Origin of the sequence: Cupriavidus sp. HPC(L), from assembly GCF_000307735.3 — a bacterium.
Classification (GTDB): Bacteria; Pseudomonadota; Gammaproteobacteria; order Burkholderiales; family Burkholderiaceae; genus Cupriavidus.
Window position 1 is genome coordinate 1 of the sequence record NZ_AMPR02000075.1, and the last position, 10,672, is coordinate 10,672.

The window sequence follows — 10,672 nt, forward strand, 5'->3', positions numbered from 1 at the left end:
GGTACCGAAGCCGCGCTGGAAATACTCGGCCACGATCGAGCGCTCGCCCGGCTCGCACTTGTTCAGGAAGCTGAGCCGGAACGCCAGCGCCGGATCGCGGAAGATCTGGCAGTTCTCGGCCCAGGCGATCACCGTGCGCGGCGACATCAGCGTCGACACGTCGCCCGCGGCAAATCCTTCGCGCGTCAGCTGCGCGACGGCGACCATCGCGCCGACCAGTTCGCGCCCGGCCGCGTCGGCCAGTTCCGGCACGCGCGTCAGCACGATATCGATCTCCGCCTCGCGCGGCAGATAGTCCAGCGTCGCCACCACGTTCCAGCGGTCGATCTGCGCGTGGTTCAGCAGGTGGGTGCCGTGATACATGCCGGTCAGATTGCCGAGCCCGACCGTGTTGGCGGTCGCGAACAGCCGGAAGAACGGATGCGGCTGGATCACGCGTTTCTGGTCCAGCAGCGTGAACCGTCCATCGCGCTCGAGCACGCGCTGGATCACGAACATCACGTCCGGCCGGCCCGCGTCGTATTCATCGAACACCAGCGCGATCGGCCGCTGCAGCGCCCACGGCACGATGCCCTCCTGGAATTCGGTGACCTGCTGGCCGTCGCGCAGCACCACGGTGTCGCGCCCGACCAGGTCCATGCGGCCGATATGGCCGTCGAGATTGACGCGCACGCAGGGCCAGTTAAGCCGCGCCGCCACCTGCTCGATATGGGTCGACTTGCCGGTGCCGTGCATGCCCTGCACCAGCACGCGGCGGTTGCTGACGAAGCCGGACAGGATCGCCAGCGTGACCTCCGGCTCGAAGCGGTAGCCGGGATCGATTTCCGGCACGTGGTCGTCGCGCACGCCGAAGGCCGGCACCCGCATCGCGCTGTCGATGCCGAACACTTCACGCACCGACACCATGCGGTCCGGCGTCACGCTGGCAAGGTCGATCGCCACTTCGGTTCTCCTGGATAAGGCTGGACTACTTCGACGCGCCGCGCAGGCGCATGCCCGCCGCCGGCTGTTCACGAGGCCATCTTATCCCAGTCTCACTTTTAGGTACAACTCATACCGATTAATGGATTTTCCTATTGACGATGCTCGACGTCCGTCCTACATTTCAGCCAAACAACAGTTTTCGGTACATACCGTACCGTTTTACGAGTCACAACGATCCCAACCTACCGGAGACCGCAAGCATGTCCGACCACACTCCCACCGCCGGCCCGCAGGCCATGACGCCTTCCGAGGCCTTTGTCGAAACCCTCGCCGCCAACGGCGTGACCGATATGTTCGGCATCATGGGGTCGGCCTTCATGGATGCGATGGACATCTTCGCGCCCGCCGGCATCCGCCTGATCCCGGTCGTGCATGAGCAGGGCGCCGGCCATATGGCCGACGGCTATGCGCGCGTGTCGGGCCGCCACGGCGTCGTGATCGGCCAGAACGGCCCCGGCATCAGCAACTGCGTGACCGCGATTGCCGCGGCCTACTGGGCGCACAGCCCGGTGGTGATCGTCACGCCCGAGGCCGGCACCATGGGCATCGGCCTGGGCGGCTTCCAGGAAGCCAACCAGTTGCCCATGTTCCAGGAGTTCACCAAGTACCAGGGCCACGTCACCAATCCGGCGCGCATGGCCGAATTCACCGGCCGCTGCTTCGATCGCGCGATGGCCGAGATGGGCCCGACCCAGTTGAACATTCCGCGCGACTACTTCTACGGCCAGATCAAGGCCGAGATTCCGCAGCCGCGCCGGCTGGACCGCGGCCCGGGCGGCGAGCAGAGCCTGAACGAAGCGGCCGAACTGCTGGCGCAGGCCAGGTTCCCGGTGATCATCTCCGGCGGCGGCGTGGTGATGGCCGATGGCGTCGAGGAATGCAAGGCGCTGGCCGAGCGGCTGGGCGCGCCGGTGGTCAACAGCTATCTGCACAACGACTCCTTCCCCGCCAGCCACCCGCTGTGGTGCGGTCCGCTCGGCTATCAGGGTTCGAAGGCGGCGATGAAGCTGATCTCGCGCGCCGACGTCGTGGTGGCGCTCGGTTCGCGGCTGGGACCGTTCGGCACGCTGCCGCAGCACGGCATGGACTACTGGCCGAAGACGGCCAAGATCATCCAGATCGACGCCGACCACAAGATGCTGGGCCTGGTGAAGAAGATCTCGGTCGGCATCTGCGGCGACGCCAAGGCAGCCGCCGTCGCGCTGACCGAGCGGCTGGCCAACCGCACGCTGGCCTGCGACGCGACCCGCGCCGCGCGCGCCGACCAGATCGCCACCGAGAAGGCCGCCTGGGAGAAGGAACTGGACGAGTGGACGCACGAGCGTGACGCGTTCAGCCTCGACATGATCGAGGAACAGAAGAACGAACGGACGCCGAACGGCGGCACCTACCTGCATCCGCGCCAGGTGCTGCGCGAGCTCGAAAAGGCGATGCCGGCCGACGTGATGGTGTCGACCGACATCGGCAACATCAACTCGGTGGCCAACAGCTATCTGCGCTTCGAGAAGCCGCGCAGCTTCTTCGCGGCGATGAGCTGGGGCAACTGCGGCTACGCCTTCCCGACCATCATCGGCGCCAAGGTCGCGGCGCCGCACCGGCCGGCGATCTCGTACGCCGGTGACGGTGCCTGGGGCATGAGCCTGATGGAGACCATGACCTGCGTACGCCATAACATCCCGGTCACCGCGGTGGTCTTCCACAACCGCCAGTGGGGCGCGGAGAAGAAGAACCAGGTGGACTTCTACAATCGCCGCTTCGTCGCCGGCGAGCTGGACAACCCGAGCTTCGCCAACATCGCCCGCGCGATGGGCGCCGAAGGCATCGTGGTCGACCGGCTCGAGGATGTCGGCCCGGCGCTGAAGAAGGCCATCGACCTGCAGATGAACCACGGCAAGACCACCATCGTGGAAATCATGTGCACCCGCGAACTGGGCGATCCGTTCCGCCGCGATGCCTTGTCCAAGCCGGTCCGCCTGCTCGACAAGTACAAGGATTACGTATAACGGAAGCAACGAGGCGCGCGGTGCGGCCCTGCCGCGCCGCGCGATCACGGCCTTCGGGGCCGCCGCAGCAATGCGGCCCCGGACAGACAAAACAAAGACAGCGACGCCGTGACGACACCATCATGAGAAGCACTGGAGACAAAAATTGCTGGATAACCCCGAGGGCTCGCGCGGCCTCAAGCACAGCCTGAAACAGCGCCACATGACGATGATCGCGCTCGGCGGCGTGATCGGTGCCGGACTGTTCGTCGGCAGCGGCGTCGTGATCAAGTCGGCCGGCCCGGCGGCCGTCCTTTCCTTCCTGCTGACCGGCATGCTGGTGGTGCTGGTGATGCGGATGCTGGGCGAGATGGCGTGCGCGCTGCCCACCGTCGGCTCCTTCTACGAATACGCGCGCGAGGCATGGCGCGACAAGCCCCAGACGGGCGCGCTCGCCAGCTTCCTGACCGGCTGGATGTACTGGTACTTCTGGGTCATCGTGGTCGCCATCGAAGCGGTGGCGGGAGCGGACCTGATCCGCTACTGGCTGCCCGACGTTCCGTCCTGGGCCATCAGCCTGGTGCTGCTGGTGATGCTGACGCTGACCAACCTGTTCTCGGTCAAGTCCTTCGGCGAGTTCGAATTCTGGTTCGCGTCCATCAAGGTAGCCGCGATCGTCGTGTTCCTGTTCCTGGCCGGCCTGTTCGTGCTGGGCATGTGGCCCGATACCGCGCCCAGCGTCGCCAACCTGAGCGCGCACGGCGGGTTCGCACCCAACGGCATCATGCCGGTGCTGACCGGCGCCGTCGCCGCGACGGGCTTCTACTTCGGCGCGGAGATCGTCACGATCGCCGCGGCCGAAACCGCGGAGCCGCAGAAGGCGGTGGCCAAGGCGACCCACTCGGTGATCACGCGCGTGCTGGTGTTCTACGTCGGCTCGGTGCTGCTGGTGGTGTGCCTGGTGCCGTGGAACTCGCCGGGCATCGCCACCCCGTACGTCAGCGCGCTCGACGCGATGGGCATCCGTGGCGCCGCCCAGGTGATGAACGCGGTGGTGCTGACCGCGGTGCTGTCGGCGCTGAACTCGGGCCTGTATGCGTCGTCGCGGATGATCTTCGCGCTGACGCGCCGCGGCGATGCGCCGGCCGCGCTGGCCAAATTGAACCGCAATGGCGTGCCGGTCCGCGCGATCCTGTTCTCGACGCTGTTCGGTTATGCCGCAGTCGTGATGTCCTACGTGTCGCCCGATACGGTATTCGCCTTCCTGGTCAATTCGTACGGCACGGTCGCGATCTTCGTCTACATCCTGATCGCGGTATCGCAGCTGCGTCTGCGCGCGCGGCTCGAACGCGAGGCACCGGAGAAGCTGCGCGTGCGCATGTGGATGTACCCGTATCTGACCTATGTGGCGATCATCGGCATGACCGGCATCGTGGTGGCGATGGCCTTCATTCCGGACCAGCGCAAGCCGCTGCTGCTCGGCGTCGTCAGCCTCGGCATCCTGCTGCTGGTCTACCTGGTGCGTCGGCAGTACCGCCATCATGGGCAATCGCGGGACAGCGAGATCGATCCGCACCAGCAACATCTGGGCGACATGCCGCGGGCCGAAGTGCATCGGTTTTGAGGTTCCAAGGGTTGAGAGGGCGTCGCGGCTTGGGGCGCCTCGCCCTCTCCCCCAGCCCCTCTCCCGCATTGCGGGAGAGGGGAGCAGGTCGTCGGCATTGGATATGCCCGAGCATTTGCGTGCCTCCTCTCCGCTCTCCCCTCTCCCGCCGAGCGGGAGAGGGGTCGGGGAGAGGGCAACCGCCCCCACCAGCGGCAAACGCTGGCCCAATCGATTCCATCCAACTGGCCCTACAGCGCATCCCGGCGCTTCCCTATGCTGGGAACGTGCGAAGGACCGGGTCCGCTGCCGCGCGGACCGCAACAACATCGAGGAGATTCAAGTGGAGTACGCAAGCAAGCAGGCCGGCACCGAAGCCATCGTCGCGGCCACCAGCAACCCGTCCGGACAGCAGGCCGGTGGCGCCAGCGGCGGCGTCACCGCCGCCACGCTGCAGGCCTTCAGCGACGCCTGGAACCGCCACGACATCGACGCGCTGATGTCGTTCATGACCGACGACTGCGTGTTCCACGCGGTGGCCGGCGGCGAGCTGTTCGGCCGCACCTTCAGCGGCCGCGAGGCGGTGCGCGAGGGCTTCCAGCTGGCGTGGCAGACCTTCCCCGACGCCGCCTGGCTCGACGGCGAGCATTTCGTCTGCGGCGATCGCGGCGTCAGCGAATCGACGTTCCGCGGCACCAAGGCCGACGGCTCGCGCATCGAGGCGCGCATGGTCGACGTGTTCACCTTCCGCGACGGCAAGATCGCGGTCAAGAACGCCTATCGCAAGGACCGTCCCGCGCTGGCGGCCGGTTCGCGCGGCTGATCGAACGCGTCGCCAAACGCGTCGCCAACAGGAGCGCAGCGATGGAAGCCATTGCCGATATCACCGCCATCGGACGGGAGAACGGGACGCCGGGCCAGCCCGGTGGCCACACCGGACAGGACGGGGCCACCGGTCCGTCCCGGCCCTACGATCCCGCCTACGACCCGCTGGTCGCGCCGACGCCCGGCCAGGGCCGCGACTACGCACCGACCTACTGGATCGGCACCGCCGGCGAGCCGCCGCCCGACGACGGTCCGATCACGCACGACGTCGACGTCGATGTCGCGATCATCGGCTCGGGTTTCACCGGGCTGACCTGCGCGATCTTCCTGGCGCAGGAACACGGCATCAAGGCCACCGTGCTGGAAGCGAACCGCGTCAGCTGGGGCTGCAGCACGCGCAACGGCGGGCAGGCGCAATGCGCGTCGGGCCGGCTCAAGCGGTCGCAATGGATCCAGCGCTACGGCCTGGACGCCGCGCTGCGGCTGCACGAGGAAGTGTGCGCCGGCATGGAGACCTTCAAGACGCTGATCCGCGATATCGACTGCGATCCGCAGCCCGGCGGCCACCTGTACATCGCGCACCGTCCCGAGGCGATGCCGGCGCTCGAGAAGGAGGCCAAGCTGCTGCGCGAGGTCTTCCACTACGACGCCCGAATTCTCGATGCCGATACCGTCAAGCGCGAATACGTCGACGACAAGGAGGCGGCCGGCGCGATGCACGAGCCGGAAGGCATCGGCATCCATGCCGGCAAGCTGGCCTTCGGCTATCTGCGCCGCGCCCGCGCGCTGGGCGCGACCGTGCATCCATCGAGCCCGGTGCTCGACTGGACCACGCGCGACGGCGTGCACTATCTGCGCACGCCGGGCGGCATCGTGCGGGCGCGCGCGGTGGGCGTCGCGACCGGCGGCTATACCTCGCAGAACCTGCATCCGCATCTGAAGAACCGGCTGTTCCCGATCCTGTCGAACTCGATCGTGACGCGGCCGCTGACGCCCGATGAAATCGCGGCCTGCAACTTCCGCACGACGCAGGTGATCACCGACACCCGCATCCTGCGCCACTACTACCGGCTGATGCCCGACGGCCGCCTGCAGATCGGCAGCCGCAGCGCGATCACCGGCACGGACGCGCCGCGGCCCCAGTACGAGCAGAAGCTGGTCGACGACATGGTGCGCAAGTTCCCGGCGCTCAAGGGCATTCCGATCGACTACTCGTGGTGGGGCTGGGTCGACGTCAGCCACGACATGATGCCGCGCATCTTCCGTCCCGATCCCGCGCAGACGATCTACTACGCGATGGGCTACGGCGGCAACGGCGTCATGTACTCGGCCCAGGCTGGGCGCCGCATGGCCGCGATGATCGCCGGCAAGAACCCGGGACCGGAGCTGCCGATCTTCCGCTCGGCGCTGCCGTTTCCCAATGTGCGCGAGTGGGTCGAGTCGCCGGCGTTCGCACCGTTCCGGCGGCTGGGGCAGCGGTTCCTGTACCACTGGTATCACTTGAAGGATGATGTGCTGTAGTTAAGCGAGACCCTTGGTGTTCTCCCCTCTCCCGCCTGCGGGAGAGGGGTCGGCGGAGAGGGCAAGGGGCGCATGCAGAAGCGATGGCGCGAGACCCACCGCCCGGCCCTCTCCCCCACCCCTCTCCTACCAGTGGGAGAGGGGAGCTCGGATCGGCCGCTCGTGCCATGGCGCAATCGCAAGAGGCAGGAACGTCCCCATACCCCCTCCCCGCCCCATATCCGATAATGCTTCCCGATCCAAGGACGAAATCGACGATACGGAGCGCGAACGGCATGGCCACGGCGGGCAAGGGAAACACCTTCTGGAATCGGCTGCTGCAATTGCCCGCCGACTCGGGGCTGAGCCTGCAGGCCCAGCTGCGCCAGCAGATCGTCTCCGCCATCCTGTCGCGGCAGCTGCCCGAAGGCAGCGCGCTGCCGTCGAGCCGCGAACTGGCCGCGACGCTCGGCATCGCGCGCAATACCGTGATCCTGGCCTTCCAGCAGCTGGTCGACGAGCACTTCCTCGAAACGCGGCCGCGGCGCGGCTACTTCGTCGTCCAGCAATTGCCGAGCGTGGCGCCACCGGCGTCCACGGCGAACGCCAACACGGCGGCCCGCACCGACGGCGGCAGCGAGACGCCGGGCCCCGACTGGAGCGAACGGCTGCCCGATATCAGCGGTCTGCGCGCGATCGTCAAGCCCAACGACTGGCAGAACTATCCGTATCCGTTCATCTATGGGCAGTTCGATCCGGCGCTGTTCCCGACCGCTGACTGGCGCGAATGCTCGCGCATGGCGCTGGCCGTGCTGGAGATCCGCGGCTGGGCCTCCGACCTGATCGACCGCGACGATCCGCTGCTGATCGAGCAGTTGCAGCGCCACGTGCTGCCGCGCCGCGGGGTCTGGGCCAATCCGGACGAGATCATGGTCACGCTGGGCGCGCAGCATGCGCTCTATCTGCTGGCCGATCTGCTGATGCGCGACGCGGTGGTCGGCCTGGAGGAACCGGGCTACAGCGATGCGCGCGCGATCTTCGGCATGCGCGCTCGCGAGGTGGTGCCGCTGCCGGTCGACGACTCGGGCCTGCGTCCCGAGGGTGAGCTGGCGCGCTGCGACTATGCCTTCGTCACACCCAGCTACCAGTGCCCGACCACGGTGACGATGCCGCTGGACCGGCGCGAGGCGCTGCTGGCCGAGGCGCATCGGCACGACGTGGTGCTGATCGAGGACGACTACGACACCGAGAATCCGGCGCTGACGCAGCCGATTCCCGCGCTGAAGAGCCTGGACCGCGAGGGCCGCGTGATCTATGTCGGCAGCCTGTCGAAGTCCTTCGTGCCCGGCATCCGGCTCGGCTATATCGTCGCGCCGAGCTCGGTGATCCGCCAGGCGCGGGCGCTGCGGCGCTACATGCTGCGGCACCCGCCGGCCAACAACCAGCGCGCCACCGCGCTGTTCATCTCGCTGGGCCACCACGACGCGCTGCTGCGGCGGGTCGCCCCGATCTTCCAGCGCCGCGCGGCCGTGCTGCGCGACATGCTGGCGCGGCATCTGCCGCAATGCCGCGTCCAGAATTCGCCGGGCGCGTCATCGTTCTGGGTCGAGGGACCGCCGGGCCTCGACGCACGCAAGCTCGGCGATATCGCGCTGCGGCACGGCGTGATCATCGAGCCCGGCGACGTGTTCTTTGCCGCCGACGGACCATCGCCGCACTTCCGCCTCGGCTACACCGGGATCGCCGAGGAACGGATCGAGGAAGGTGTGCGGCTGCTGGCCCAGCTGATCGAGCACGAGCGGCGGCGCTGAGGCACGGCACCGCCCGCTGTTCCCTTGCCGGCAGGCTGCCCGCGCAGCACATCGAGTGCCGAGCCTAGGGCAAACCCCGATCCGATGGCGGCGCGATTGTCCGCGCGGGGACAATCTGCACCTCGCCTCCCGTCTATTCTTCCTTCGGACCGCCCCCAGCAGCAGCAGCAGCAGCCGCTCGAGTCTGTGCCAGACCGGTGTCGAGGGGCAGGTCGCGCCCGTCCTGGCCTGACTCCACGACATCGAAGGAGACGACATGGCACAGACTTTCGCTTTCCGTTGGCATCGTATCGCCCTGACTGCTGTCGCGATGGCCGCGCTGGCCGCCTGCGGCGGCAGCGACGACGACCACACGCCCGGGCCGTCGGCCTCGGCCAATGCCGAGCAGGCGTGTTCGCAGCTGGCGGGCAAGACCGTCGCCGGCGCGACGGTCACGGCGGCCGCGACCGTCGCGGCAAGCGGGCCCCAACCGCTGTTCTGCAAGGTCAACGCGACCATCGCACCGCGACTGAACCTGGAACTGCGGCTCCCCGATCGGTGGAACGGCAAGCTGTATTACGGCGGCGGCGGCGGTTACAACGGGTCGATCCCCGGCATCGACGTTCCCACCAACCTGACCGCGTTGAAACAGGGCTACGCCACCGTCAACAGCGACTCGGGGCATGCCGGCAACGTGCTGTCAGCGGACTTCGCGCTCGACGATCCGCACGCCGCCGCGCTGTTCGGCCATCAGTCGGTACCGACGGTGATGTCGTCGGCGCGGCAGATGCTGCAAACCGCCTATGGCAAGGCGCCGGAGCGGTCCTACTTCGAGGGCTGCTCCAATGGCGGCCGTGAGGCGCTGATGGCGGCGCAGCGCAATCCGGACCTGTTCGACGGCATCATCGCCCGCGCGCCTGCCTACAACTGGGTCGGCTTCATGGGCGCCTTCAATCGCAATGCCAAGGCCCTCGCCGCTCCGGGCGGCATGCTGGGCGCGCCAAAGATCGATTTGCTCGCCAAGGCGGTGCGGGATGCCTGCGACGCGCAGGATGGCATCGCGGACGGCGTCGTTTCCAATCCGCGGTCGTGCAGCTTCGATCCGGCGGTGCTTCGCTGTGCCGGCGGCACGGATGGCGGCGACGCCTGCCTGTCGGACGCGCAGCTGGCGGCCGTGCAATCGTGGACATCGCCCGCGGTGTGGGCCAACGGCGCCTATTCCAATGCCGGCTGGGCGCTGAGCGGCAACGAGGACGATCCGGGAGCCTGGGGCGCCTGGCTGACCGGGAACGGCAACCTGAACGTGGCGCTGCAGTTCCTGTTTCAGGACACGACGGTCAAGAACTATCTGGCGCGCGACCGCTCGCAGAACTCGCTGTCCTATACGTGGGACAGCAACGTCGCCGCGCTGGCCAATCTGTCGAACCTCAACGACGCAACCAACACCGACCTGCGGCCATTGAGGAACAGCAACGCCAAGCTGATCCTCTGGCATGGCACCAACGACGCCGCGCTGAGCTTCAAGGCCACCAACGCCTATTACGAGGGGATGGTCGCCGCGGTCGGCGGGCAGGCATCGGCCGACGAGTTCGTGCGCTACTACCTGGCACCGGGCGTCAATCATTGCGCCGGCGGCCCGGGTGCGGACCAGACCGACCTGCTGACGGCGCTCGATACCTGGGTCACCAAAGGCTCCGCGCCGGGTACGCTGACGGCGACGAAGGAGAACAACGGCGCGACCGCGTTCTCGCGTCCGCTGTGCCGCTATCCGCAGTATCCGCGTTATACGGGACCGGCCAACGACGCGGCCGCGGCGGCGCAGGCGTCGAATTACACGTGTACAGCGCCGTAAACGTGCTTCGGCGCCTGCGCGCTGGACGACTTGCTCCCCTCTCCCGCGCGGCGGGAGAGGGGTTGGGGGAGAGGGGGCCCGCAGGAGCGATATCGCGAATACGACCGCCGCTGGCCCCCCCCCCCCCCCCCCCCCC

General features: G+C 67.8%; 7 protein-coding genes. 6 read left to right on the forward strand and 1 reads right to left on the reverse strand.

Features of this window, described 5'->3' with window-relative positions; genetic code table 11:
* Positions 1–942: AAA family ATPase (locus B551_RS06100; protein WP_023263678.1), on the reverse strand; the 942-nt coding region annotated here is incomplete at its 3' end.
* Positions 943–1,184: 242 nt separating this feature from the next.
* On the opposite strand from B551_RS06100, the gene xsc reads away from it, so the two are divergent.
* The 6 genes from xsc (at position 1,185) to B551_RS06130 (ending at position 10,536) form a co-directional block, all read left to right on the forward strand.
* Positions 1,185–2,987 carry a sulfoacetaldehyde acetyltransferase gene (gene xsc / locus B551_RS06105; RefSeq protein WP_023263679.1) on the forward strand — a complete coding sequence of 601 codons (1,803 nt, stop codon included), beginning with the start codon at positions 1,185–1,187 and terminating at the stop codon, positions 2,985–2,987.
* Between the two features lie 202 nt (positions 2,988–3,189).
* A complete protein-coding gene (locus tag B551_RS06110) occupies positions 3,190–4,590 on the forward strand; it encodes an amino acid permease (protein ID WP_006576727.1) in 1,401 nt (466 codons plus the stop codon).
* A 430-nt stretch (positions 4,591–5,020) separates the two neighbouring features.
* Positions 5,021–5,392 (forward strand): nuclear transport factor 2 family protein, encoded by a 372-nt coding sequence (locus B551_RS06115; protein WP_043437690.1) that lies wholly within the window; start codon positions 5,021–5,023, stop codon positions 5,390–5,392.
* Between the two features lie 41 nt (positions 5,393–5,433).
* Positions 5,434–6,915, forward strand: coding sequence for an FAD-binding oxidoreductase (locus tag B551_RS06120; protein WP_006576729.1), 1,482 nt, complete (start codon positions 5,434–5,436; stop codon positions 6,913–6,915).
* 275 nt (positions 6,916–7,190) lie between these two features.
* Positions 7,191–8,705 carry a PLP-dependent aminotransferase family protein gene (locus tag B551_RS06125; protein WP_006576730.1) on the forward strand — a complete coding sequence of 505 codons (1,515 nt, stop codon included), beginning with the start codon at positions 7,191–7,193 and terminating at the stop codon, positions 8,703–8,705.
* Positions 8,706–8,961: 256 nt separating this feature from the next.
* A complete protein-coding gene (locus tag B551_RS06130) occupies positions 8,962–10,536 on the forward strand; it encodes a tannase/feruloyl esterase family alpha/beta hydrolase (protein WP_006576731.1) in 1,575 nt (524 codons plus the stop codon).
* The last annotated feature ends 136 nt before the right edge of the window (positions 10,537–10,672 follow it).

Excerpts from the sequence above, each read along its gene's own strand:
- xsc (WP_023263679.1), top strand. The coding sequence starts at position 1,185 with ATGTCCGACCACACTCCCACCGCCGGCCCGCAGGCCATGACGCCTTCC.
- B551_RS06110 (WP_006576727.1), top strand. The coding sequence starts at position 3,190 with ATGACGATGATCGCGCTCGGCGGCGTGATCGGTGCCGGACTGTTCGTC.
- B551_RS06120 (WP_006576729.1), top strand. The coding sequence starts at position 5,434 with ATGGAAGCCATTGCCGATATCACCGCCATCGGACGGGAGAACGGGACG.
- B551_RS06125 (WP_006576730.1), top strand. The coding sequence starts at position 7,191 with ATGGCCACGGCGGGCAAGGGAAACACCTTCTGGAATCGGCTGCTGCAA.
- B551_RS06130 (WP_006576731.1), top strand. The coding sequence starts at position 8,962 with ATGGCACAGACTTTCGCTTTCCGTTGGCATCGTATCGCCCTGACTGCT.